The sequence below is a fragment of the Qipengyuania algicola genome (assembly GCF_042492175.1).
Taxonomy (GTDB): Bacteria; Pseudomonadota; Alphaproteobacteria; order Sphingomonadales; family Sphingomonadaceae; genus CAJXSN01.
The window spans coordinates 2,647,243-2,672,136 of the sequence record NZ_CP170453.1; the positions used below are offsets into that span (position 1 = coordinate 2,647,243).

22 protein-coding genes are annotated in these 24,894 nt (G+C 62.0%); 12 read left to right on the plus strand and 10 right to left on the minus strand.

The window, feature by feature from the left end; genetic code table 11:
• Positions 1 to 5 precede the first annotated feature (5 nt).
• From ACFCW2_RS12600 to ACFCW2_RS12615, 4 genes are all read right to left on the minus strand, one after another.
• Positions 6 to 1,811, minus strand: a complete 1,806-nt coding sequence (locus ACFCW2_RS12600; RefSeq protein WP_379546849.1) for an acyl-CoA dehydrogenase C-terminal domain-containing protein — start codon at positions 1,809 to 1,811, stop codon at positions 6 to 8.
• 65 nt (positions 1,812 to 1,876) lie between these two features.
• Positions 1,877 to 2,320: a MerR family transcriptional regulator gene (locus tag ACFCW2_RS12605; RefSeq protein WP_379546850.1), complete on the minus strand. Its 444-nt coding sequence runs from the start codon at positions 2,318 to 2,320 to the stop codon at positions 1,877 to 1,879.
• A gap of 31 nt (positions 2,321 to 2,351) precedes the next feature.
• Positions 2,352 to 2,729 (minus strand): phosphoribosyl-AMP cyclohydrolase, encoded by a 378-nt coding sequence (hisI, locus tag ACFCW2_RS12610; protein WP_379546851.1) that lies wholly within the window; start codon positions 2,727 to 2,729, stop codon positions 2,352 to 2,354.
• 294 nt (positions 2,730 to 3,023) lie between these two features.
• A complete protein-coding gene (locus tag ACFCW2_RS12615; RefSeq protein WP_379546852.1) occupies positions 3,024 to 3,845 on the minus strand; it encodes a double zinc ribbon domain-containing protein in 822 nt (273 codons plus the stop codon).
• A 79-nt stretch (positions 3,846 to 3,924) separates the two neighbouring features.
• Between ACFCW2_RS12615 and ACFCW2_RS12620 the strand changes: the two genes are divergently transcribed.
• Positions 3,925 to 4,698: a methyltransferase gene (locus tag ACFCW2_RS12620; RefSeq protein WP_379546853.1), complete on the plus strand. Its 774-nt coding sequence runs from the start codon at positions 3,925 to 3,927 to the stop codon at positions 4,696 to 4,698.
• Here the strand turns inward: ACFCW2_RS12620 and ppdK are convergent.
• The 3 genes from ppdK to ACFCW2_RS12635 form a co-directional block, all read right to left on the minus strand.
• Entirely contained in the window at positions 4,695 to 7,379 is a 2,685-nt protein-coding gene (ppdK, locus tag ACFCW2_RS12625) for a pyruvate, phosphate dikinase (RefSeq protein ID WP_379546855.1), read from the minus strand. The two genes, ACFCW2_RS12620 and ppdK, sit on opposite strands and share 4 nt — an antisense overlap.
• A 120-nt stretch (positions 7,380 to 7,499) precedes the next feature.
• Positions 7,500 to 9,776 carry a glycine--tRNA ligase subunit beta gene (gene glyS / locus ACFCW2_RS12630; RefSeq protein ID WP_379546856.1) on the minus strand — a complete coding sequence of 759 codons (2,277 nt, stop codon included), beginning with the start codon at positions 9,774 to 9,776 and terminating at the stop codon, positions 7,500 to 7,502.
• On the minus strand, positions 9,776 to 10,702 hold the full coding sequence (locus ACFCW2_RS12635; RefSeq protein ID WP_379548983.1) for a glycine--tRNA ligase subunit alpha: 927 nt from the start codon (positions 10,700 to 10,702) through the stop codon (positions 9,776 to 9,778). Before ACFCW2_RS12635 ends, glyS begins: the two co-directional genes overlap by 1 nt.
• A gap of 190 nt (positions 10,703 to 10,892) precedes the next feature.
• Here ACFCW2_RS12635 and ACFCW2_RS12640 point away from each other — a divergent pair, with 190 nt between their 5' ends.
• The 5 genes from ACFCW2_RS12640 to ACFCW2_RS12660 all read left to right on the plus strand — a co-directional run bounded on the left by ACFCW2_RS12640 (position 10,893) and on the right by ACFCW2_RS12660 (position 15,390).
• Positions 10,893 to 11,837 carry a TraB/GumN family protein gene (locus ACFCW2_RS12640; RefSeq protein WP_379546857.1) on the plus strand — a complete coding sequence of 315 codons (945 nt, stop codon included), beginning with the start codon at positions 10,893 to 10,895 and terminating at the stop codon, positions 11,835 to 11,837.
• Entirely contained in the window at positions 11,834 to 12,739 is a 906-nt protein-coding gene (locus ACFCW2_RS12645) for a TraB/GumN family protein (protein WP_379546858.1), read from the plus strand. Before ACFCW2_RS12640 ends, ACFCW2_RS12645 begins: the two co-directional genes overlap by 4 nt.
• A gap of 159 nt (positions 12,740 to 12,898) precedes the next feature.
• Entirely contained in the window at positions 12,899 to 13,591 is a 693-nt protein-coding gene (locus tag ACFCW2_RS12650; protein WP_379546859.1) for a 50S ribosomal protein L25/general stress protein Ctc, read from the plus strand.
• Positions 13,592 to 13,944: 353 nt separating this feature from the next.
• Positions 13,945 to 14,514 carry an aminoacyl-tRNA hydrolase gene (gene pth, locus ACFCW2_RS12655; RefSeq protein WP_379546861.1) on the plus strand — a complete coding sequence of 190 codons (570 nt, stop codon included), beginning with the start codon at positions 13,945 to 13,947 and terminating at the stop codon, positions 14,512 to 14,514.
• 147 nt (positions 14,515 to 14,661) lie between these two features.
• Positions 14,662 to 15,390 carry a cistern family PEP-CTERM protein gene (locus ACFCW2_RS12660; RefSeq protein ID WP_379546862.1) on the plus strand — a complete coding sequence of 243 codons (729 nt, stop codon included), beginning with the start codon at positions 14,662 to 14,664 and terminating at the stop codon, positions 15,388 to 15,390.
• Positions 15,391 to 15,468: 78 nt separating this feature from the next.
• Here ACFCW2_RS12660 and ACFCW2_RS12665 read toward each other — a convergent pair whose 3' ends face one another.
• Positions 15,469 to 16,992 carry a tetratricopeptide repeat protein gene (locus ACFCW2_RS12665; RefSeq protein WP_379546863.1) on the minus strand — a complete coding sequence of 508 codons (1,524 nt, stop codon included), beginning with the start codon at positions 16,990 to 16,992 and terminating at the stop codon, positions 15,469 to 15,471.
• Between the two features lie 117 nt (positions 16,993 to 17,109).
• On the opposite strand from ACFCW2_RS12665, the gene ACFCW2_RS12670 reads away from it, so the two are divergent.
• The 5 genes from ACFCW2_RS12670 to ACFCW2_RS12690 all read left to right on the plus strand — a co-directional run bounded on the left by ACFCW2_RS12670 (position 17,110) and on the right by ACFCW2_RS12690 (position 21,369).
• Entirely contained in the window at positions 17,110 to 18,102 is a 993-nt protein-coding gene (locus tag ACFCW2_RS12670; RefSeq protein ID WP_379546864.1) for an SDR family oxidoreductase, read from the plus strand.
• 62 nt (positions 18,103 to 18,164) lie between these two features.
• Positions 18,165 to 19,265, plus strand: coding sequence for a redox-regulated ATPase YchF (gene ychF / locus ACFCW2_RS12675; protein ID WP_379546866.1), 1,101 nt, complete (start codon positions 18,165 to 18,167; stop codon positions 19,263 to 19,265).
• A 61-nt stretch (positions 19,266 to 19,326) separates the two neighbouring features.
• Positions 19,327 to 20,127, plus strand: coding sequence for a DUF1206 domain-containing protein (locus ACFCW2_RS12680; RefSeq protein WP_379546867.1), 801 nt, complete (start codon positions 19,327 to 19,329; stop codon positions 20,125 to 20,127).
• Between the two features lie 14 nt (positions 20,128 to 20,141).
• The gene (locus ACFCW2_RS12685; RefSeq protein WP_379546868.1) at positions 20,142 to 20,888 is read left to right on the plus strand and encodes a MauE/DoxX family redox-associated membrane protein; all 747 of its coding nucleotides are present in this window, start codon (positions 20,142 to 20,144) and stop codon (positions 20,886 to 20,888) included.
• Positions 20,889 to 20,904: 16 nt separating this feature from the next.
• Positions 20,905 to 21,369 (plus strand): MaoC family dehydratase, encoded by a 465-nt coding sequence (locus ACFCW2_RS12690; protein ID WP_379546870.1) that lies wholly within the window; start codon positions 20,905 to 20,907, stop codon positions 21,367 to 21,369.
• A 7-nt stretch (positions 21,370 to 21,376) separates the two neighbouring features.
• Here ACFCW2_RS12690 and ACFCW2_RS12695 read toward each other — a convergent pair whose 3' ends face one another.
• Complete coding sequence (locus ACFCW2_RS12695; RefSeq protein ID WP_379546872.1) at positions 21,377 to 21,850, minus strand: hypothetical protein; 474 nt, start codon at positions 21,848 to 21,850, stop codon at positions 21,377 to 21,379.
• Entirely contained in the window at positions 21,819 to 23,660 is a 1,842-nt protein-coding gene (mutL, locus tag ACFCW2_RS12700) for a DNA mismatch repair endonuclease MutL (protein ID WP_379548984.1), read from the minus strand. Before mutL ends, ACFCW2_RS12695 begins: the two co-directional genes overlap by 32 nt.
• 190 nt (positions 23,661 to 23,850) lie before the next feature.
• Here mutL and ACFCW2_RS12705 point away from each other — a divergent pair, with 190 nt between their 5' ends.
• On the plus strand, positions 23,851 to 24,894 hold the full coding sequence (locus ACFCW2_RS12705) for a rod shape-determining protein (protein ID WP_379546874.1): 1,044 nt from the start codon (positions 23,851 to 23,853) through the stop codon (positions 24,892 to 24,894).

Consider the following 24,894-nt stretch of genomic DNA (forward strand, 5'->3'; position numbering starts at 1 on the left):
GTGGATCAGGCCGCCGTGGCGAAGGCTTCCTCGCCCAGCTCCATCAGGCTCTCGCTGCCTGCTTCGATCTTGCGGCGCAGGGCGCCCGCATCCGGCGTAAACCGGTCGAAAAAATAGCGTGCCGTGGCCAGCTTGGCTTCGTAGAATGCGGCATCTTCCGGCGAACCTTCGAGTGCAGCGCGCGAGACTTTCGCCATTTTCAGCCACATGAAGCCCAGCGTCACAATGCCCATCAGGTGCATGTAGTGATGCGCGCCCGCGCCCAACTGATTGGGGTTCTGCATCGCATTCTGCATGAACCACATGGTGGCCGCCTGCTGTTCGTTCAGTGCCTTTTCCAGCTTTTCGGCCATCGGGGCGAGAGCCTCGTCCGCTTTGGCATCGGCAATCTGCTCGCCGACCACCTTGAAGAACGCCTGAATTGCCGCGCCGCCCTTGCTGGCGAGCTTGCGGCCGCACAGATCCATCGCCTGCACGCCATTGGTGCCTTCGTAGATCATGGCGATGCGGGCATCGCGCACGAACTGCTCCATGCCCCATTCCTTCACATAGCCGTGGCCGCCATAGACCTGCTGCATATTGGTGGCGAAGTCATAGCCCTTGTCGGTGCCATAGCCCTTGATCACCGGAGTCATCAGGCCGATCAGCTGGTCGGCCTGTTCGCGTTCTTCCTCGGTCTGCGCCTTGTGCGTCAGATCGACTTGCAGAGCGCCCCACAGGCACAGCGCGCGCATGCCTTCGTTGAATGCCTTGGCATCCATCAGCATCCGGCGCACGTCGGGGTGAACGAAGATCGGGTCGGCTTTCTGCTCTGGCTCGGCGGGGCCAGTCAGCGCGCGTCCCTGACGGCGATCAAGTGCATAGGTGACGGCGTTCTGGTACGCGATTTCGGACTGGGCCAAACCCTGAATGCCGACGCCCAGACGGGCCGCATTCATCATCACGAACATCGCGGCGAGACCCTTGTTCTCCTCGCCGACCATCCAGCCTTTGGCGCCGTCATAGTTCAGCAGGCAGGTCGCATTGCCGTTGATGCCCATCTTGTGCTCGATCGAACCGCAGGACACTGCATTACGCTCACCCAGTGAGCCGTCCTCATTCACGAGGAATTTGGGCACGACGAACAGAGAGATGCCCTTGGAGCTGTCGGGCGCACCAGGCGTCTTGGCCAGCACCAGATGGATGATGTTCTCGGTCAGGTCATGCTCGCCTGCGGAGATAAAGATCTTCGTGCCGGTGATGGCATAGCTGCCGTCGGCCTCAGGCTCGGCCTTGGTTCGGATCATGCCCAGATCGGTGCCGCAATGCGGCTCGGTCAGGTTCATCGTGCCGAGCCATTTGCCCGAAACCATGTTGGGCACATACATCGCCTTCTGCTCTTCCGAACCGGCAGCGATCAGCGCAGCAATCGCGCCGGTGGTGAGGCCGGGATACATCGCAAACGCCATGTTGGACGTGGCCATAAATTCTTCAACCACAAAGCCCATCACATGCGGCATGCCCTGCCCGCCAAACTCTTCAGGGCTGGCAATCGTGCCCCAACCGCTTTCGACATACTGACCGAATGCTTCCTTGAAACCTTCCGGGGTCGTGACGCTGCCGTCTTCATGGCGGGTGCAACCCTGCTCGTCACCGACCTGATTGAGCGGGTGCAGAACCTCGCTGCAGAACTTGCCCGCCTCGTTGATAACGGTGTCGATCATGTCCGGCGTAGCGCTCTCGAAACCCGGCAGATTGCCGTAGCTGGACAGGTCGAGAACTTCATTCACGACAAATCGGGTGTCGCGTGTCGGGGCGGTATAGGTCGGCATAGTGGTTCCTGTTCAGAAGGTAGTGTTGACTTGATTTCGCAGAGGCGCGCTTGGCCGCGCCCCGGTCAATCGCCCAGATCGAGCGTTTCGATGTGAGCGATAAATTCGGTGAGCTCGGTGATGGACGAATCGATGTCATCCCGTTGGCGCTTGAGCTTCGCCACATGGTTCCGGCATTTCTCGATGGTCACACGGCGCTGCTCCACGCGCCCATCGTCGAGATCGTAGAGATCGATCATCTCTTTGATCTCGGTCAGGCTGAAGCCGACATTTTTGGCCCGCATGATCCATGCAAGCCGCGCACGGTCACGCTTGGAATAGACCCGCGTCAGACCCAGCCTGGCGGGAGCGATGAGGCCCTCGTCCTCGTAAAACCGGAGCGCACGCGCGGTGCAGTCGAATTCGGTCGTCAGATCGGAAATGGAAAACTGGTCACGGGCCAATTCATCGGGGCGTTCCAGATGGGCGCCCGAATGGGTGTATTCGCTCAGAGCTTCTGTCGTCGTCATGCATCTTTGCTACATACCCTTTACGTAAAGGTCAAGTCTTGACGCGTTGGAGAACCCCGCCGTCCAGCAACCGGTAAAAACAGCTGGTTTCGCCTGTGTGACATGTCGGCCCCGCCGGCATGCAGCGCAGGACAATGGCATCCTGATCGCAGTCGACCAGCATCTCCTGCACCTTCAGAACATGGCCCGAACTTTCGCCCTTTTGCCACAGTTTGCCGCGCGATCTGGAATGGAAATGGGCAAGGCCGGTTTCCCTCGTGGCTGCCAGGGCCTCTTCATCCATGAAGGCCACCATCAGCACATCACCCGAGTCAAAATCCGTCACAACTGCGCTGAGCAACCCCTTGTCATCGAATTTGGGTAAGAAGGTCTTCCCCCTCTCCCGGTCCTCGTTCGTCGTATCGTCCATGTCGTTTATCGGTCCGTTACAAAATGTTGCAAATTGGGCACAGAGCATCTGTGAAATTGCGCTGAATACCTAATGGCCCTTCCCCATCGGACGCGCAAATGGAACATCTCGCCGCACGACGCAGCGACGTCGACAACTGTTTCCGGATGCTCGTTTGCAAGCCGGTTTGGTTGGGAGAGGATGCCGCCGCTTGTCGTCGGCATGGCTTGACGATGAGGGAAACGGTTTCCCTGTGCGGCCCTCGGGGGAAGGCCGCCGGAAACCGAATAGTTTCGTCACGCGGCGCCCGGGGTCCTAACGGATCCCGGGCGTTTCGTTTTCCGGTCCCGAAATGGTCTCAACCAGGGAAGCCTCCATCGGTGCGGCGAAGGCTTCGCCGTCCACCACCCGGGCGAAGCAGCTGATCCGGACGGACTTCGCGCCTCCCTTCAACAGCGCGCCGACACAGACATTGGCCGTTGCTCCGCTGGTCAGGACATCGTCCACCAGAATGATCTCCCGGCCCTGTATGGCGTTGGCTCTGGAGCGCTTGACCCGGATCGCCCCTTTCAGCGCCTTCGCCCGTGCCTTCCGGCCAAGTCCCCCTAGGCTCGGCGTGGGTTTGTGGCGTTCGAGCCCGTCGAGCATCACCTGCGCACCGGTGATCTTCACCAATTCCGTCGCCAGCAAAGCCGACTGGTTGTAGCCCCTGCCCCATATCCGCCACCGGTGCAGCGGAACAGGGATCAACAGATGCGCTTCGCCGAGCTCTCCCAACCGCGCGGCCATCAACCGACCCATCATCGCCGCCAGGGCAATCCTGCCGCCATGCTTGAACGATAAGACCAAACGCCGCGACGTATCGTTATAGAGCGTAGCCGCTGCGATCCCCGCATGTCGGGGCGGCGTGGTCATGCAGGGGGCGCACACCGCATCCTCGAAGCCGGTCACATTGTCACCCAAAGGCCGCTGGCAGGAGGCACAGGCAGGCTCGCCCGGCTGCTCCAGCGCGCTCCAGCAATCGAGGCACAACCCGTCCTGTGTGCCCAGTGCCTCGCCGCACAGCGGGCAGCGCGGAGGGTATGCCAGATCCACCATTGGCTGAAGAGCGCGGGCGATATGCGAAGCCAATGCCATTCCCTCCTCAGCTCCCTTTCTTCCCGGCCATAGTGCTGCACCTCTTGCCCCCGGCTGGCAAGCGCGTCAGGAGGCGTGGATGCAACCGACCGGCGTTCCCCAGATTTTCAGTCTCGCCCGGCGCAGACGGCGCGGTCAGCGCGCGGCTACCCGGCGCTTGCGTTCGGAGAACTGCGCCCGTTTTCTGGCCGAGGAAATCGGCACCGATATGGCGGACCGCCTCGCCTTCGTCCGGGCCGATCCGGACAAGCTGCTGCTGATCGGGCAAATTGGCGGAGCGATACGAAGCCAATTCCCCAGCAAGCCGATTACCTACGGGCACGCGCTCGACCTCGAGAAACCGTATGATCTGGGCAATCTGACCGACCAGTTCGACTTCGTCGGTATCGGCGGGCAGCTGGATGCGGTGAACGATCTGCCCGGCGCCCTGATCCATGCACGCAATGCATTAACGCCGGGCGGGCTGGTGATTGCCAGCTTCGTTGGCGGAGCGAGCCTGCCGAGGCTGCGCGCCGCGATGATGGCGGCAGAGCCCGACCGGCCCGCAGCCCGTATCCATCCTCTGGTCGATCCCCGAGCCGCACCCGGTCTGCTCCAACGGGCGGGTTGGAAGGATCCGGTGGTGGATACTTACACCCTCAATGTGCGCTATTCCTCGCTGGACAGACTTGTGTCCGACCTGCGCGATCAGGCACAGGGCAATGCCTTTGCCGAGCCCGCCACGCCGCTGGGCCAGGCGGCACTCCAGCGTGCGCGTGAAGCGTTTCTCGACGGAGCGGACGCCGACGGCAAGGTCACCGAAACCTTCGAGATCATCACCCTGACCGGGCGTCGGTCTCTGGCTGGAACCTAGCCTTCACGCACCTCGCCTTGGTTCAGGGCCGCCTGCGCCGCCGCCAATCGGGCGATGGGCACGCGGTAAGGCGAGGCGCTGACATAATCGAGACCGGTGGCCTCGCAGAACGCGATGCTGGCCGGATCGCCGCCATGCTCGCCGCAAATGCCAAGCTTGATGTCCTCGCGGGTCTCCCGGCCGCGCTCGGCGGCGAGTTCGACCAGCTGGCCAACACCGTCAATATCGAGACTGACAAACGGATCGCGCGGGAAGATGCCCTTGTCGACATATGTCGCCAGAAAACCGCCCGCATCGTCCCTCGAAACGCCCAGAGTCGTCTGGGTCAAGTCATTGGTCCCAAACGAGAAGAACCGCGCCTCACGGGCAATCTCGCCGGCCATCAGAGCAGCGCGTGGCAGTTCGATCATGGTACCGACGAGATATTCGATCCGCCTTCCCCGTGCTTCGAACACCTCCTCGGCAATCCGCTCGACCAGTTCGCGCAGCAAGGCCAGCTCGCGGCGGGTGGCGACCAGCGGGATCATGATTTCGGGCACCGGCGCTTCACCGCTGGCCTCGGCCACATCGCACGCGGCCTCAAACACGGCGCGGGCCTGCATTTCGTAGATTTCGGGGTAAGTGATCCCTAGACGGCATCCACGATGGCCCAGCATGGGATTGAATTCATGCAATTCTTGAGCCCGGCGACGCAGATTTGCGACACTGGTGCCGGTCGCCTCCGCCAGGTCCGCGAACTCCTCGTCCTTATGCGGCAGGAATTCGTGCAGTGGCGGATCAAGGAAGCGAATCGTGCATGGCAGACCGACCATAACCTCGAAAATCTCGCGGAAATCGCTGCGCTGTTCGGGAAGGAGCTTACCAAGCGCCTCACGCCGCCCGCGCTCGTCTTCCGCTAGGATCATTTGGCGTACGGCACTAATCCGGCCCGCATCGAAGAACATATGCTCCGTGCGGCACAGGCCGATGCCTTCTGCGCCGAACTGCCGCGCCCTGCGGCAATCATCGGGCGTTTCGGCATTGGTGCGCACGCGCATGCGGCGGTGGCGATCGGCCCACTCCATGATGACCCCGAAATCGCCGTCCAGCTCCGGCTCAATTGTCGCCACTTCGCCGCCCATCACCTGGCCGTTGCTACCATCGACGGTGATGATATCGCCTTCGGCCAGATCGCGGCTGCCGATGCGCAAGGTGCGCCCCTCGCGGTCAATCGAGACTTGCGAAGCCCCCGAGACGCAAGGGCGCCCCATGCCGCGTGCCACCACGGCTGCGTGCGACGTCATACCGCCACGCGCGGTCAAGATGCCCTGCGCGGCGTGCATGCCGTGAATGTCTTCCGGGCTGGTTTCGACGCGCACCAGAATGACGCTTTCGCCTCGTGCAGCCCACTGCTCTGCGGTGTCTGCATCCAGAGCGATCTTGCCGCTGGCCGCACCTGGAGAAGCAGGCAAACCTGCCGTCATGACGTCACGTTTCGCATTTGGATCCAGCGTCGGGTGCAGCAATTGGTCGAGTGCCATGGGATCGATCCGGCGGATGGCCGTGGTCTCGTCGATCAGCCCTTCGCCAACCATCTCGACCGCCATTTTCAAGGCCGCTTTCGCCGTGCGTTTGCCGTTGCGCGTTTGCAGCAGGAACAGCTTGCCGCGCTCCACGGTGAACTCGATATCCTGCATGTCGCGGTAATGCTTTTCCAGCAGGTCGAACACGCGCGCCAGCTCGCCATAGGCATCGGGCATCGCCTCTTCCATGCTCAGCGGCTTGGCCCCTGCCCGCTCTCGCGCATCTTTGGTCAGATATTGCGGAGTGCGGATGCCGGCGACCACGTCCTCGCCCTGCGCATTGACCAGCCATTCGCCGTAATAGGCCCGCTCGCCCGTGCTGGGATCGCGGGTAAAGGCAACGCCGGTGGCCGACGTATCGCCCATATTGCCGAAAACCATCGCCTGGACATTCACCGCCGTGCCCATGTCGTGCGGTATATCATTGAGACGGCGGTATATTTTCGCTCGCTCGCTGTCCCAGCTATCGAACACAGCGCGGATCGCGCCCCACAATTGCTCTGTCACATCCTGCGGGAACGGCGCGTCCTGCTCTTCCTCGACAATGCGTTTGTACTCGCCGACCAGCACTCTCCAGTCTTCAGCCGACATCTCGGTATCGTTGTAGAAGCCATTGTCTTCCTTGGCGATTTCGAGCGCTTCCTCGAACAGACCGTGATCCACGCCGAGCACCACGTCGGAATACATCTGGATGAAGCGGCGATAGCTGTCCCATGCGAAACGGTCATCGCCCGCAATCGCGGCAAGGCCCTCGACCGTCTCGTCATTCAGACCGAGATTGAGGACCGTGTCCATCATGCCCGGCATGGAGATCGCCGCACCGGAGCGGACCGACACCAAAAGCGGGTCTTCCTTATCTCCCAAGCGCTTACCGACCGTTTCCTCGATATGGCCGAGGGCAGAAGTGACGTCATGACGCAAGCTTTCGGGGAATTCACCGCCCTGATCGAGGTAGCGCAGGCATTCCTCTGTGGTCAGCGTGAAGCCGGGAGGAACCGGCAGGCCGATCTCCGCCATCTCCGCAAGGTTCGCGCCCTTGCCGCCGACGATGGTCTTGTCCTTGGCGCGGGCGTCTGTCGCCTTGGAAGAGCCGCCGAATGTGTAGACCGTTTCAGTCATTGCAGATGCCCTTCAGGGTGACAGTGAAGTGGGGGTTTGGATAAACTGGAAGATTGCGGCAAATTATTGAAAGATAGCGGATTTGACCTGCTTTCAGGAGCATCGAGTGTCACCTTCCGCTCACCCTTCGATCCGGCTGAAATCGGCCACGGTGTGCACCGCATCGCGGAACCGCGCGAGCAAGCCCAGTCGGTGGTCACGCTTCTCCGGTTCATCGGCATTGACAATCACCTCCTCGAAGAACGTGTCGATCGGTGCCCGCAGACTGGCCAATGCAGCCATAGCGGCGGCAAAGTCTTCTTCTTTGACGGCGGCAGCGGCTTTGGGTTCCGCTGCCGCCAGCGCATCGCCCAGCGCCTTCTCGGCAGGTTCGGGCGTGTAGGAAAGTGTTTTGTTGCTTCCCTCGTCATTCCCGCGAACGCGGGAACCCAGATTGGCCTCGTCGTCCGCATCACTCTGGGCCCTCGCTTTCGCGGGGGTGACGGGATTTTGTGAAGGAGTTGGAGTGGGCGCTTCCTTCTTGAGGATATTCGCAGCCCGCTTGTATCCGGCGAGAAGGTTGGTGCCGTTATCGGTTTCGATGAAGGCCTGAAGCGCATGGACGCGGGCGAGCAGGCGGACGAGATCGTCCTCCCCGCCAAGCGCGAAGACTGCGTCAATCAGGTCGTGACGGACCCCTGCCTCGCGTTGCTGGACTTTGAGGCGGTCGGCGAAGAAGTCGAGCAAACTGTCGGCGGTTTCCGCGATTCTCTTCGACGGCTCAAGTGTTAGGCTTTCATCATGTAGATACGCTTCGCTAAATCGAGCGCGTGTCTCTTTGCTCCAAACAGCCTCAAAGTTTTTCTCAGAATAGCTTTCCGGACGCCTGTTAAGGGCGAGCATTGCTGCTGAGGATATCCAAAGTGGAAGGCGGAGGTGATTTTCATTGATTAGCGCGAATACCGCTAGGGCCGCACGTCGAAGCGCAAAAGGATCCTTCGACCCTGTCGGCTTCTCGTCGATCTGGAAAAACCCCACCAACGTATCCAGCTTATCCGCCAAACTAACCGCCACGGTCACCGGTGCGGTAGGCACTTCGTCGCCCTGCCCGACTGGCTTGTAGTGATCGCGGATGGCGTCGGCGACGGAATTGGGTAGCCCCTCGGCGCGGGCATAGTAGCCGCCCATAAGGCCTTGGAGCTCCGGGAATTCCCCGACCATTTCGGTGACGAGGTCGGCCTTGCACAATTCCGCTGCCTGGCGCGCTAGCGTTGGGTCACAATCTGGCACAATGCCCTCTGTCGCAAGCCATTCTGCCAGCTTCGCCACGCGCTCGACCTTGTCGGCAACCGTGCCCAGCTTCTCATGGAAGGTGATCCGCTCCAGACCCTTGGCGTGTTCCGCCAGCGTCTTCTTGCGGTCGACATCCCAGAAGAAGCGCGCGTCGGACAGCCGCGCGGCGAGGACTTTGCGGTTGCCATCGACAATCGCTGCGCCGCCATCGCTGCCTTCGATATTGGCGGTGCAGATGAAGGCGTTTGCGAGTTCGCCCGCTGCATCCTCGCATACGAAGTATTTCTGGTTCACGCGGGCGGTCAGCTGGATGGTTTCGGGCGGAACCTCGAGGAAATCATCCTCGAACCGGCCGAGCAGCGGGATCGGCCATTCGGTGAGGCCAGCATTCTCGACGACCAGCCCCTCGTCCTCGACCAGTTTCAGGCCCGCCTCCGTCGCAACGTGCGCTGCGCCTGTACGGATCAGGTTCTGCCGTTCCTCGTGATCGACAATCACATGGGCCGCGCGCAATTTCACCGTGTAATCGTCCGCATCGCCGATGGTGATGTCGCCCGAGTGGTGGAAGCGGTGTCCCAGCGTGACCGCGCCCGAGGTCACGCCATGCACTTCGCATTCGACGATGGTATCGCCCAGCAGCGCGACAATGCCCGACAGCGGGCGCACCCAGCGCAAACTTTCCGTGCTGATGGAGGCATCGCCCCAGCGCATCGATTTGGGCCAGCTGAAGTCGCGGATAATCGCAGGGATCGCGCTGGCGAGCAGGTCGGCAACCGCCTGCCCCGGCTTGTTGATGACGGCAAAATAGGTCGGGCGGCCTTTGACGTCGCGGACCTCCAATTGGTCGCGCGTGACGCCGTTCTTGCGGCAGAACCCGTCCACGGCCTTATCGGGCGCGGCTTCGGGTGGCCCCTTGGCCTCTTCGCTCACGGCCTCGGTTTGCTCGGGCAAGTCGCGCGCAATGAGGGCAAGACGGCGCGGGGTCGACCAGACGGTGACGTCGCCGATGGAAACGCCTGCCGCGTCCAGTTCGCGGCGGAACAGCTTTTCCAACTCCGCGCGCGCGGCCTTTTGCATCCGGGCCGGGATCTCTTCGGAGCGAAGTTCGAGGAGGAAGTCAGCCATTACGCGCTCCACTCCGGATATTTCTCGGTCCAGCCCGCTTTCTCTTTCTCCATGTGCTTTTCGCATGACCCGCGCGCCAGATCGCGGACCCGGCCCATATAGCTGGCGCGTTCCTGCACGCTGATCACGCCGCGCGCTTGCAGGAGATTGAAGATGTGGCTGGCCTCCACCGCCTGTTCATAGGCCGCGATGGGGACATTGTGCTCCAGCGCATTCTTGCACTCGGCCTCGGCCTTGTTGAACAGGTCGAACAGCGCGTCGGTGTCGGCGACTTCGAAATTCCACTTCGACATCTGCTTCTCGTTTTCGAGGAACACCTCGCCATAGCTCACGCCGCGACCGTTGAAGTCGAGGTCGTACACGTTGTCGACGCCCTGGATATACATCGCCAGACGTTCGAGGCCGTAGGTCAGCTCGCCCGCGACGGGTTTGCAGTCAAAACCGCCCATCTGCTGGAAGTAGGTGAACTGGGTGACTTCCATCCCGTCACACCAGACTTCCCAGCCCAGGCCCCATGCGCCCAGTGTCGGGCTTTCCCAGTCATCCTCCACAAAGCGGATATCGTGCTTAAGCGGGTCGATGCCGATGACGCGCAGGCTTTCCAGATAGAGATCCTGAATGTCGGCCGGGCTCGGCTTCAGGATCACCTGATACTGGTAGTAATGCTGCAGCCGGTTCGGGTTTTCGCCATAGCGGCCGTCGGTCGGGCGGCGGCAAGGCTGCACGAAGGCCGCATTCCACGGCTCCGGCCCCAGCGCGCGCAGGGTGGTGGCGGTGTGAAACGTGCCCGCGCCCATCCGCATATCGTAGGGCTGCAGGATCAGGCACCCGTTCGAGCTCCAGAAATCGTGGAGGGCGAGGATCATGTCCTGAAAGGACTTGGCCGGATGGCGTTCGGGCACGCTGTTGGACTTGGTGTTGGGCATGGTGGCAGGCGCGGTTGTCATGGACGCATTTGTCATGGACGGGGCCACTGCCCCACCGACCCGTGACCGTCAATGCTGCACTGCGGCATTTGCCCTGATCGGAAACAGACAGCGAATGCGGGATATTCACTCCGCGTTAGCGCTGCGTTCACGGTTGCGCTGCCACAAGCGCTGGACTTAAGGAGCCGACATGCTTTTGAAATTCCCGAAATCCTTCGCCGCATCCGCACTCGCTCTCGTGAGCAGCGCGCTGGCGGCTCCGCTTGCCGCGCAGGAACAGTTGCTGCCCACACCTGTAGCAACCGAAATGGTCGCCGCCGAGGAAATGCAGCTGGACGGCCCGGCGCTTTGGAAAGTCGCGGACGAGGACACCACAATTTACCTGTTCGGCACGGTCCATTCGCTGCCCGCCGATGTCGATTGGTACAGCGGGACTGTGGCCGATGCTCTGGACCGCTCCAGCGAGCTGGTGACAGAGATCGATTCCACACCGGAATCGCTAGCGGCCATGCAGCAGATTATCGTCAGCAAGGCGCTGCTGTCCGAAGGCACCTTACGCGACCTGATGGATGAGGAGCAGCGCGCGACCTACGAAGCCGCGCTCGCGAAGCTCAGCCTGCCGCTCAATTCGTTCGATTCCATGGAACCGTGGTTCGCCGCGCTGATGCTGAGCAACACCGCACTGATGCAGCAGGGCTTCTCGCCCGAAGCGGGCGCGGAAACCGTGCTGGAAGCGACGGTCGGCGACACCAAGGTGCGCGGCGCGCTGGAGACGATCGAATTCCAGATGTCGATCTTCGACGAATTGCCACTCGATGCGCAGATGCGGTTCCTGCTTGAAGGCGCCGAGGAAATCGACACGCTGGCGGACGAATTGCAGAAAATGGTCGATGAATGGGCCGTCGGAGATGCCGAGGGCTTGGCCGCTCTGCTGAACGATGCGTTCGAGAACGATCCGCTGCTGGCCGACCGGCTCCTTTATTCGCGCAATGCCAACTGGGCAGTGTGGATCGATGACCGGCTGGACGCTCCGGGCACCGTCTTCATGGCTGTGGGCGCGGGGCATCTTGCGGGCAAGAATTCGGTGCAGGACTTGTTGGCGCAGCGCGGGATCACTACTTTTCGGGTGCAGTGAAATTCCCGTCGAACCCGCTTAAGCCGATCATTGTCGCCGCGCTCCTGTTGGGCGCGAGCGCATGCGACAGGGGCGAGGCACCACCCTCGCCTGTCCAGACCGGCACTCCGGCAATCTGGGAGATAACCTCCGATGGCGGCGCGGTAGAAGGGTGGCTGTTCGGCACCATCCATGCCTTGCCCGACAACACACGCTGGCGCAGCGAGCCGGTGGAGCAGGCCATTGCCGAGGCCGATCTGCTGGCGATGGAAATAGCCGCGCTGGAAGACACGGAATCGATTGCGATGACCTTTTTAGGCATGTCGCATTCGCCCGGACAGCCCTTGCTGACCGAGCGCCTGCCCGCATCGCAGCACGAGGAACTGGCCGAACTGATCGAGCGCAGCCCCTATGATGCAGGCGATTTCAGGGCGATTGAAAGCTGGGGCGCGGCGCTCATTCTGGCTCAGACCAATAAGGGCGCATCGAAGACCGAGAACGGCGTGGACAAGGCGCTTGCGACAGATTTTCAAGGGCGCCGACCAATCCGCGAAATCGAGGGTGTCCAAGCACAGCTCGGCGTGTTCGATGCCTTGCCTGAGGCCGACCAACGCGACCTCCTTTCGCTGACCGTAGAAGAAACCACCCGGCCCGATTCCTTCCGCCAGAAAACAGTCCAGCGCTGGCTGGCCGGTGATGTCGAGGCGCTACTCGACCCCGATGCGGAAACATTGCTCGACGATCCGGAATTGCGCGAGGCTTTGGTCGAAGGGCGCAACCGGGACTGGATGCCGGTGATCGTCACCATGCTGCAGCAACAGCCCAAGCCGCTGATTGCGGTGGGCGCGGGGCATATGGGCGGGCCGCAGGGGTTACCCGTTCTGCTGCGCAAGGCTGGCTATACCGTCACCCGTATGCGTTAGGCCGCGCGCGCCCCTCGTGTCTGGCGCTCTTTCGCCGCCCTATTTGCTTGCCAATACGCCCCCTCGCCCCTATGTGCCGCGCCTTCGGACGCCATGTTCATCCCTGGAGGTGTGGCGGATCCGGAATTACAAACACCGTATTTCGAAAGGTAAGCGATTATGAGCGACGCTCTGACTCTTCCGGCCGAGACGCGCGAACGGGCTGGCAAGGGAGCCTCCCGTGCACTGCGTCGTGATGGCCGTGTCCCCGCCGTTGTCTATGGCGGCAAGACTGCACCCACCCCGATCCACGTCGAGGAAAAAGAACTGGTCCGCCAGCTTGGCACCGGCCACTTCATGAACAGCCTCGTCCAGATCGAGATTGGCGGAGAGAGCTTCCGCACCATCCCCAAGGATGTCGCTTTCCACCCCGTAACCGATCGCCCGATCCACGCCGACTTCTATCGTCTGGTCAAAGGCGCGAAGATCGACGTCAACGTGCCGGTCGTGTTCGTCAACGAAGAAGCCAGCCCCGGCCTCAAGAAGGGCGGCGTTCTCAACGTGGTTCGTCACGAGCTGGAACTGGTTTGCGATGCCGACCTGATCCCGGGCCAGATCGAAATCGACGTCACCGGCAAGGAAGTTGGCGACTCGATCCACATCAGCGAATTGTCGCTGCCCGAAGGTAGCGAAAGCGCGATCACCGACCGCGACTTCACCATCGCCACCCTGGTTGCTCCGTCCGCGCTCAAGAAGAGCGAAGAGGAAGCTGGCGACGACCAGACGGGCGAAGGCATGGAGCCGGGCGAAACCGCTGCTACCGAGCAGGGTCCGGATGCCGACGCGGCACAGGAACAGGAAGACAAGAGCTAAGCTCTGGTTGCCTATACCGAACAAGAAACGCCGGTCTCGCGAGAGGCCGGCGTTTTTGTTTGGCCTCAAGCGCCGGCGGTCGCATCCGCTCCCTGGGCTATCCTCGCTCTCGCGCCCTTCGGGCACTTCGCTGCGGGCGGCCCGGTCGGGCCTCTGTCGGTCGCTGGTCGCGACCGAGATCAATGAGGGTCGGTTTCGTTTGGCGATAGTATCGGCGCCATAGGCGACGACAGCGCGCGACCGCGCGCCGCCGCTTATGCGGCGTAGCAAGGGGTGCGGATGCACCCCGCCCGCAGGGCCTCAAACAAAAACTCAAACATTGCCCCGCGCGCCGGTTCCACTATCTAGCACCCATGCAAATCTGGACAGGCCTCGGAAATCCCGGACCGAAATACACCATGAACCGGCACAATGTGGGCTTTATGGCGGTGGACGTCATCGCGGATATGCACGGCTTCGATCCCGTCCAGAAGAAGTTTTCCGGCTGGGTGCAGGAAGGCCGCATCGGCGGTGAGAAGATCATTCTGCTAAAGCCCGCCACGTTCATGAACGAGAGCGGACGCAGTGTTGGCGAAGCGTTGCGGTTCTACAAGCTGGAGCCGGACGCGCTCACCGTGTTTCATGACGAACTGGATCTCGCGCCTTACAAAGTGAAGGTGAAGGATGGCGGCGGCCATGCCGGGCACAACGGCCTGCGCTCGATCAGCCAGCATGTCGGCCCTGATTACCGCCGCATCCGGCTGGGCATCGGCCATCCTGGTCACAAGGACGCGGTGCATGGCTATGTGCTGGGCAATTATGCCAAGGCAGAAATGGACCAGCTCGTCCACATGCTCGGCGCTGTGGGTGCAGAGGCGGAGTGGCTCGCCCAGGGGGACAACCCCCGCTTCATGAGCGACGTCGCAAGCCGCATGCAGGACTGACCCGAGCCGGCGACCTGTCGGCCCGTTTGACAGTTACCGCATCGATTGGCCCCGATTAACCATCGCGTCCCGCGCGTTCCCTGATCTGGCACGGATGTTGCTTTTATTCTGGTAAACCACTTTGGATCACCAGAAGGATACACCCTCGTGTTTGGATTGAGCAGCGCAAAAAAGCTTTTCGGTGCCGTTGCCCTGGCCTTTGCGGCCCCGGCCGTCGCCGAGCCGATTACGCTCGACAGCACCAATGTCGGCGAGAGCTTCACGATCAATTATGACGGCTTTTCCGATGGCGTGACCCACGGCCAGCTGGGGTCTTCGATTACCTTCACCCTCACTGGGGTTCAGGACGGCGCTTACAGCTTCGACTACTCGGTCGCGAACCTGACCGATGACGGAGCGGATTCGCGGATCAGCAGCTTCTCCTTCAATACCGACCCGGATATTTCCGGCGCGACGTCGACGGGTGCCTATCCGTTCACGGTCACGGATTCGCGCTATCCGAACGGCATCGGCACCGTGGATGTGTGCTTCAAGGCCGCTGGCAGCAATTCCTGCGCCGGCAATGCGAACGGTGTGGGTGCGGGCGAAACCGGAAGTGGTTCGCTCACGCTCAACTTCGCCGACCCGCTTGCATCGCTGACGCTAAGCGATTTCTTTGTGCGCTATCAGGGTATCACCGGCATCGACGGCGTAACCTCCGCCAGTGGCCAGATGACCAGCAGCACCACCACCGGCGGTTCGACCAGCGGTGGCTCGACCAGCGGCACGCCGGTCCCCGAACCGGGCATGATGGGCATGTTTGCCGCGGCGCTGATTGGTCTGGGCCTGATGCGTCGCCGTCGGCGCAGCATCGGCAGCCAGCCTGCCTTCGCCTGATAGGCAAAATACAAAAGCCGGTTTGATCCGGCAAAGAGGCCTCTCCCCTGATCGGGAGGGGCCCTTTTTGTTTGGAGATCAGCTTTTCGCGCGTGCCAGATGGTCGGCAATGGTTGCATTGCCCGGATCGAGCTTGGCAGCTTTCTCGAGCATCGTAATGCCGCGCTGTTTGTCCTGACCTGTGCTGGCCAGCAGCCAGCCTGCCGTATCGAGGATGGAGGGGTTCTCGGGGGCAAGTTTCACCGCTTCCAGAGCCAGCCCGACAGCCTTGTCGTTATTGCCCAGCTGCCCCTCGGCATAGGCGTAATTGTTGAGCACAATCGCGTTCGGACGCGATGAGCGCTGCTTGATCCGGCCATAGCTGGCCGCTGCATCGCCCCAGCGTCCCTCGCGCATGGCAGCATCGGCTTTGGCGATTTCAGTGGCAATCCACTCCGGAGCAGGCCGGCTGGCCCGGCTGGCGAAAGCATTGGCGCGCGGGTCACCGGCGCGCTCGGCAGCCTGCGCCGCCAGACGCAGTTCGTTGGCCCCGGCATCAGGTCGTTCGGCAATCATTGCGAGCGAGGCCAGAGCGGCCTTTGCATCACCCGAGCGGAGCTGCGCTTCACCCATGACCCGGCGGGCCAGGCGCTGACCGGGATACCGGCGCACAACCGGAGCAATCCAGCTGCGCGCCTGCTCGACTTGCCCCATTTCAAGCAAAGTCTGGGCATACAGAACCTGCAACGCAGCGCTGCTGCGTATGGCGTCCTCGTGCGGCTGAAGGATGGAGCGGGCTTCTTCCCAGTCGCCATTCTCGCCTGCAAACCGCGCGCGCAGATAGAGCACGTCGGGCCGGTTCGGGACCTGCTCACTCACGTCGGCCAATTGGGTTTTGGCCTCCTGAAGCCGGCCCATATCGCCAAGCACACCAAGCCTGCCGATCATGGCCTGCACATTCGCGGGATGCAGCGCGAGCGCGGCATCATAGGCCTTGAGTGCAGCGGGCAGTTTGCCATCTGCGGTTTCGATCTGCCCGCTTGCCAACAGCGCATCGAGCAGTTCGGGATTGTCTTTCAGCGCTGCAGCGACAAGAGTACGAGCTCTCTCGAAATTGCCCTGCCCCATCGCAAAACGCGCAGCAGTCGCCTGCAATTCTGCCTTGCTGCCATCCAGCTCCAGACCGCGATCCAGAGCTGCTTCGGCCTCGGCATAATCGCCCTTGGCGATATGGGCGAGCGCGCGCGCGCGTTCCGCTTCGATCCCTTTATCGCCGTCGATTATTGCAAGGGCTTCATCTGCTCTGCCACGCAAAACGTTCGCCGTAGCCAGCAGGGCGCGGGTTTCCTCGTCGGGCTCTTGCAAGCCGGCGAGCGTTTCCAGCGTCGATGTCGCGCCCTCCCCGTCACCAAGACCGATCTGCGTGCGTGCGAGAAGCAGGAGCATGGCAGGATCGCCGGGCTTTTCCTGCAAGGCGGAAATCAGGTCCAGGCGGGCCGAGGCAAGATCATGCTCGGCAAAGCTCTCGACCGCGCGCTCGTAGCGGGCTTCGGGGCCAACACCGCAACCGGAAAGGAGCGTTGCAGCAATGGCGATCAGGGCGGTTTGGCGAATGTTTTTCATACCCCGCCATTAGCCCGAATTCCTGAAATTTGGGTAAGCACCCATGCCGCCCGCGCGTTGCTCTCGACAGCCCGCCATCCACTTGGCTAGGCATGGCCGAAACGAAAGGCTTCCCCGATGACCACCCTTACCCGCCGCACATTGCTCGCTGGCGCTGCCGCCACCACTGCCCTCGCCGCGACCAATCTGCGTGCGCAGCCTGACATCATGGAGGCGCCCGTCGACCTGACCGGTACCTCGATCCTCATCACCGGTTGCTCTTCGGGCTTCGGCAAACTGGGCGCGGAGCATTATGCGCGTCTCGGCGCGCGGGTGTTTGCCACCATGCGCAACATGCCCCGACCCGAGGCGGACGAACTGCGCGATCTCGCAATCGCCGAGAAGCTCGACCTGTTCGTGATAGAGATCGACGTGCAGGATGATGAGAGCGTGATGGCCGGTGTGGCCGAGGCGGAACGGATCAATGGCGGCCCGCTGGATGTGCTGATCAACAATGCCGGGATCGGCCTGTCCGGTCCTGTCGAAGTGCAGGACATGGAAGCCACGCAGATGATGTTCGACATCAATGTCTATGGCTGCCACCGGATGGCGCGCGCCGTGCTGCCGGGAATGCGGGCGAAGGGCAGCGGACAGATCTTCCAGATCAGCAGCCAGCTCGGCCGGGTTATTCTACCCTTCACCGGCCATTATTCGGCGACCAAATTCGCGCTGGAGGCGATGAGCGAAGCGTTGGCTTACGAGCTGGTGCCGCATAATATCGAGGTCACGATTGTTGAGCCCGGCGGCTATCCGACGAAGGTGTGGGTCAACCGCAACCGCTACGCCAGCGAGCTGAAAGCGCGGGCCGAGCAGAAGCATCTGGCTGGCTATCCTGCTGCGGTGGAGCGGATGGGCACCGAAGACGGCTCCGGCCGCACCGCCGATCCGATGGACATCCCCCGCTTGATCGCGAAAACTATCGCCTTGCCGGCGGGCACGCGCCCCCTGCGCGCACCGGTCAGTGGTGGCCGTATGGCGCAGTTGGCCATTAACGAAGCAACCCGCGATGCGCAGCTCAGCTGGCTGGGCGGATCAGCATACGGGCCGCTGATGCGCGCGGTGCACGACTGATTGCTGGTGTTGCCGCCGCGTCCCCGTTAAAGGCGCGCCAAATCTAATTCTGGAGACACCCCATGGGATTCCGCTGCGGGATCGTTGGCCTGCCCAATGTTGGCAAGTCCACCCTATTCAATGCCCTCACCGAAACACAGGCGGCGCAGGCGGCCAACTATCCGTTCTGCACGATCGAGCCCAATGTCGGGCAGGTCGCCGTGCCGGATGACCGGCTGGAGAAGATCGCGGCCATCGCGAAAAGCGCCAAGACTATCTACACCCAACTTGGCTTCACCGACATTGCCGGCCTGGTCAAAGGCGCGAGCAGCGGCGAGGGACTAGGCAACCAGTTCCTTGGCAACATCCGCGAGGTGGACGCCATTGTCCATGTCCTACGCTGTTTCGAGGATGACGATATCCAGCACGTCTCCAACACCGTCGACCCCATCGCGGATGCCGAAGTGGTGGAAACCGAATTGCTGCTGGCCGACATGGAAAGCCTCGAGAAGCGCGTTTCCAATGCCGAGAAGCGCGCCACTGCGGGCGACAAAGAAGCCAAGGCCCTCGCCAGCGTTTTGGGTCAGGCACTGGGCCTATTGAAAGAAGGCAAGCCCGCTCGTCTGACCGAGCCTGAAGGTGACGAGGAAGAGCGCCTGTTCGCACAGGCCCAGCTCCTGACTGCCAAGCCGGTTCTGTATGTCTGCAACGTCGCCGAGGAAGACGCGGCGAAAGGCAATGCACTCTCCGCCAGAGTGTTCGCCAAGGCCGAGGCCGAGGGGGCGCAGGCGGTGGTTGTCTCTGCTGCTATCGAGGCCGAGCTGGTTGCGATGGAAGGTGAGGAACGCGCCGAATATCTCGCTGAACTGGGGCTGGAAGAAAGCGGTCTCGCCCGCGTGATCCGCGCGGGATACGAGCTGCTGGGCCTCAACACCTTCTTCACCGCTGGGCCCAAGGAATCCCGCGCATGGACCTTCCCCGCGGGCGCAAAGGCACCGCAGGCTGCAGGCGAAATCCACACCGATTTCGAACGCGGCTTCATCCGCGCCGAAACCATCGCCTACGACGACTATGTAACACTGGGCGGCGAAAGCGCGGCGCGCGAGGCCGGTAAGCTGAGACAGGAAGGCAAGGATTACGACGTGCAGGACGGTGACGTTTTGCTGTTCAAATTCAATGTCTAAACATTCTCGGCACTAATCCCGCCGCTCTCCGTTGATGGCAAAAGATCAACGGAGCATTGCGGTGGTAGACAAGACTGAGAAATTCAATTGGTTGGTGCGGGTTGGCTATTTCAGCCGCGCGATCTTGTATGCTGTCCTCGGCCTCATCGCGCTCACCAGCGTCGGCAGAATTTCCGAGGGCACCAACGGCATTTTCAAAGCCATAGAGGATTTCCCGGCCGGGACCGCCATCCTGTGGCTGATGGTTGTCGGCCTGATCGCATACGCCCTCTTCCGCTTCTGCTCGCCCCTATTCGATATCGAGAACGAAGGCAGCGACACCAAGGGCTGGGGCAAACGCATCGGCCATGCTAGCAGCGCAATCGGTCACTTGGCCCTCGCCTATTCCGCATTCAAATTTGCCACCACCAGCAGCGGCGGGTCCGGCGGCGGAGCGCAGGAGGCCGCCTCCGGTGTGTTGTCGTTCGAATTGGGCGGCATGGTCCTCGGTATCCTCGGCATCGCATTTTTCGCCGCAGCCTTCTCGCAAGGAAAGAAGGCTGTCACGGGTTCCTTCATGAACCGCATTAGCGCGCAGGCCCCTAACGCCACCCGGATGCTCGGCGGCGCAGGCTTCATGGCCCGCGCGGTGGTTTATGCCATCATCGGTTGGTCGCTGTTTCAGGCAGGATTCCTGTCAGCGGGAAGCGAACAGATCAAAACTCTGGGCGACGCGGTTGCTTCTCTTGCGGGTGACGGGATTGTGTTCACTCTGGTGGCAATCGGACTTCTCACCTTTGGCCTCTTCAGCCTGATCCTCGCGCGTTACCGGATCATTCCCGATCTGGGCGAAGATGGCCGGGTGCCTTCATACCGGGCATAGGTCGGGGACATCGGATGAGCTCCAGACCGACCGCGAAGCTTTACCGTATGGTGATGGACAACCATGTCTGTCCCTACGGTATCAAATCCAAATGGCTCCTCGAGCGAAAGGGTTTTGCGGTCGATGACCACCACCTCACGACCCGCGAGGAGACCGACGCGTTTAAGGAAAAGCACGGGGTCAAGACCACGCCTCAGACCTTCATCGATGGGGCGCGCATCGGCGGCTACACCGATCTGCAGAAGCATTTCGGCACGAACGACAAAGACCCGGACGCAAAGAGCTATACGCCCGTTCTTGCCGTCTTTGCGGTGGGCGCGGCGCTCGCCATATCGCTCGCGCTCTTCGTGTACGACACCCCGTTCCATATTCGCACCGCCGAATGGTTTATCGCATTTTCGATGGCCATGCTCGCCATGCTCAAGCTGCAGGATGTCGAGCAATTTTCGACCATGTTTGTCGGCTATGATCTGCTGGGCAAACGCTGGGTGCCCTACGCCTATGCCTATCCCTTTCTGGAAGCCATTGCGGCGGTCCTGATGGCGGGGCGGATACTGCCGTGGTTCTCCATCCCGATAGCGTTCACCATCGGCAGTATAGGGGCAGCCAGTGTGTTCTACGCGGTCTACATCCAGAAGCGCGACATCAAATGCGCCTGTGTCGGCGGCAGCGGGAACGTGCCGCTGGGCTTTATCTCGCTCAGCGAGAACCTGGCGATGATCGGCATGGCAATATGGATGGTGTTGCGCCCTACCCTGTAACGGCTAGAGCGCTGTCATGCTCTATTACGAAGACATCGCGATCGGCTCCACTTCCAGTTACGGCCATTACGAAGTGACCATGGAGGAAGTGCTGGAATTTGCGGGCAAGTATGATCCGCAGGCCTTTCACCTCGACAACGAAGCTGCGGCGAAGACCCATTTCGGGCGGATTTCCGCGAGCGGATGGCACACCTGCGCGATGACCATGCGGATGATGGTCGACAATATGAAGAACAATGCGCAGGCCGGCCTTGGCTCGCCCGGGGTCGATCAGTTGCGGTGGAAGAAGCCCGTCTATCCCGGCGATACCCTGCGGGTGGAAACCGAAGTGCTCGAGAAACGGCGGAGCAAATCGCGCCGCGAGATGGGCATCTTCAAATCACGCGGGACGACTTTCAATCAGCACGGCGAACCCGTGCTCGAAATGATCAGCAACGGATTGATACAGGTGCGTGACCCGGACGCGCCGATTGAGGACTAACCGCGCCCTAGATCGAGCCTGAAGAGCATTGGAGAATGCCGTCCAGCTCGACCAGCTGGTTCTCGCTGGTCTGCAAGGTCAGCCCGCTTTCCATTTCCAAACGGCCCCCGCCCGATGCGCGCTCCTCGCCGCCGGGTGTCAGCGTCAGGACAGCAGCCTCGTTGCCGTAAACCAGCCCGATGCCGAGCGGCCCTTCCCCTTCCCCTGCCTCGGCGCCTTCGCTCAGCGGTAGCGGAGTGGCTTCCGGCCCGATCTTGATCCACGCCTTGTCCGGCTGGATCAGCGCCAGCGCCTGAATACTGCCACCGGCGGAGCGAAAGCCGCAGACTGTGCCGTAAATCTCGTGCTTCTCGATATCGGGCGCGCCCAATGCACCGAGCCGGAAATCGGGCTCTGCGGGGATTTCCCCTCCGGAACACGCGGCGAGCAGGCCCGCAGCCAGAATGGCGCTAATGGCGCCCGAACAATTTTTCGACATCATCCATCCCCAATTTCACCCAGGTAGGGCGCCCGTGATTGCACTGGCCCGACCGGGGCGTTCGCTCCATTTCGCGCAGCAGCGCATTCATCTCGTCCACCCGCAATGTACGCCCTGCCCTTACCGAACCGTGGCACGCCATTGTAGCCAGCACCAGGTCCAGCTTTTCGCCCAGCAGCAAGCTCTCGCCGTGCTTTGCCAGATCGTCGGCAATGTCCTGAAGCAGCTTATGCGGATCGCCGCCTGCCAGCGCGTGGGGCAGCGAGCGGACCAGCATGGCATTGGGGCCAAAACGCTCGATCGACAGGCCCAGCGTGTCCAGCTTGTCTGCGGCGTCTTCGAGACGGTCGCAGGCCAGCTCTTCCAGTTCCACGACTTCGGGGATCAGCATTGCCTGACTGCGCGCGACCGCCTCCGCTGCGCCTGCGGCTTTGAGGCGTTCGAGCACCAGTCGCTCATGCGCGGCGTGCTGGTCGACCAAGACCAGTCCGTCCTTCGCTTCTGCCACGATGTAAGTGTTGGCGACTTGCCCGCGCGCCACACCGAGAGGAAAGTTCTCCGCCGGGGCTTCCGCCTCGCCTTCGACCGCCCGGCCCATCGGCGCGGCCATCACATCGGCATCTGGCGCGCTCCATGGGCGCGCAGGTTCGCTCACGCGCGTGGTGCTTGCGCTCCAGTCACGGCCTTCAAAGATCGAGCGCAAAGCGGGCGAAGGCTCTTCCCGCACCGGCTCTTGCTGCCATTTCGCCATCGCACCAGCGTCAGCCTCCTGCGCGCTGCGGCGGTCGCCGGTCGAGAGCGCTTGCCTCAGGCCCGAGACAATAAACCCGCGCACGCCCTGCGCATCGCGGAACCGGACTTCGGTCTTCGCCGGATGGACATTCACGTCGACATCTTCAGGCGGCAGATCGAGGAACAGCGCCAGCACCGCATGCCGGTCCCGCGCCAGCATGTCGGAATAAGCTCCGCGCACAGCCCCGACCAGCACCCGGTCTTTCACCGGGCGACCGTTTACGAACAGATATTGATGATCCGCCACACCGCGATTGTAGGTCGGCAGGCCGGCAATGCCGGTCAGCCGCATTGTACCCGTGGGTGCCGGGCGCTCCATGTCCAGCAGCACGCCATTGTCTTTGAGTTCACGCGCGACAATCTGCGCCACACGGTCGGGCAAGGCATCTTCCGGCTGCAAAGCCAGCACCCGCCGCTCGCCCTTCTCCTTGCGGTGCGTCAGGGTAAACCCGATATCGGGCCGCGCCATTGCAAGGCGGCGGACAATGTCCATACAAGCGCCATATTCGCTGCGGGAGGTACGCAGGAATTTGCGCCGCGCAGGCACTTTGGCAAAGACCTGCTCCACCCGCACCCGTGTGCCGGGCGGCAAGGCGGCAGGCCCCTCCTCCACCAGAACGCCGTGATCGACCACTCGCCGCCAGCCATCCGCCGCGCCTTGCGGGCGGCTCTCCAGCGTGAGGCGTGCGACGCTGGCAATGGATGGCAAGGCTTCCCCGCGGAAACCGAGCGTTGCAACCCGTTCGATGGCTTGCGCCTCTCCAATCAGGGCGTCGGGCAATTTGGAGGTCGCATGGCGTTCCAGCGCCAAGGCCATGGCGGCAGGGTCCATCCCGCAGCCGTCATCCGTGACTTCGATCATGGTCAGCCCGCCATCCACCAGTGTGATGGCAATTCGGGTGGCACCGGCATCGACCGCATTCTCGGTCAATTCCTTCAGCGCCGCCGCCGGGCGCTCGACCACTTCGCCCGCAGCAATGCGGTTGACCAGAGCTTCGGGAAGGCGGCGGATTTCCGGCATGGATCGCACCATAACGACCAGTGGCCCGTCATACGAGATGACCTGTGTGTTTTGCCCCGGTTTTCCCCTAAATCCCGTGGTGTTTTCTGCGGCGAATCGTTAAGGAGCCGCATTCGCAGTCGCACTGGGCCCGATGGATCGCAAGTTCCGGGCCTATCCCACGATAAGTAATACGGAAATTCGGTTCACGATGAGTTTTTTGAGCAATCTTTTCAAATTCGGCTCCCAGAACATGGCGATCGACCTCGGTACCGCCAACACTCTGGTGTATGTTCAGGACCAGGGCATTGTTCTGGATGAACCGTCGGTTGTCGCAATCGAGACCGTCAACGGGATCAAGCGGGTCAAGGCTGTGGGCGATGATGCCAAGCTGATGATGGGCAAGACGCCGGACAGCATCGAAGCCATCCGCCCCCTGCGTGACGGTGTGATCGCCGACATCGAAATCGCGGAAGAGATGATCAAGCACTTCATCCGCAAGGTGCACGGCAAGAAGAGCCTGTTCCGCTATCCCGAGATTACGATCTGTGTGCCTTCGGGCTCCACCTCGGTTGAAAAGCGCGCCATTCGCGATGCGGCCAGCAATGCCGGTGCGTCGGCGGTGTATCTGATCCTCGAGCCCATGGCGGCGGCCATCGGCGCCGATATGCCGGTGACGGAGCCAGTCGGCTCCATGGTGGTCGATATCGGCGGCGGCACGACCGAGGTTGCTGTGCTCTCGCTGCGCGGGCTGGCTTACACGACATCGGTGCGGACCGGTGGTGACAAGATGGATGAAGCCATCGTTTCGTACGTGCGCCGACACCACAACCTGCTGATCGGTGAAAGCACGGCTGAACGGATCAAGAAGGATTACGGCGTCGCGGTCGCTCCTGCCGATGGCGTGGGCGAAAGCATCATCATCAAGGGCCGCGATCTGGTAAACGGCGTGCCCAAAGAAATCAGCATCAACCAGTCGCATCTGGCCGAAGCGCTGAGCGAACCCATCGGCGCGATCGTCGAGGGTGTGCGCATTGCGCTGGAAAACACCGCGCCCGAACTGGCGGCCGATATTGTCGATCAGGGCATTGTCCTGACCGGCGGCGGCGCACTGATTGCCGGGCTGGACGAACATTTGCGCGACGAGACCGGTCTGCCGGTCAGCATTGCCGAAGATCCGCTAACCTGCGTGGCCGTGGGCACTGGCCGCGCGATGGAGGACCCGATTTACCGCGGCGTCCTGATGACGGCCTGA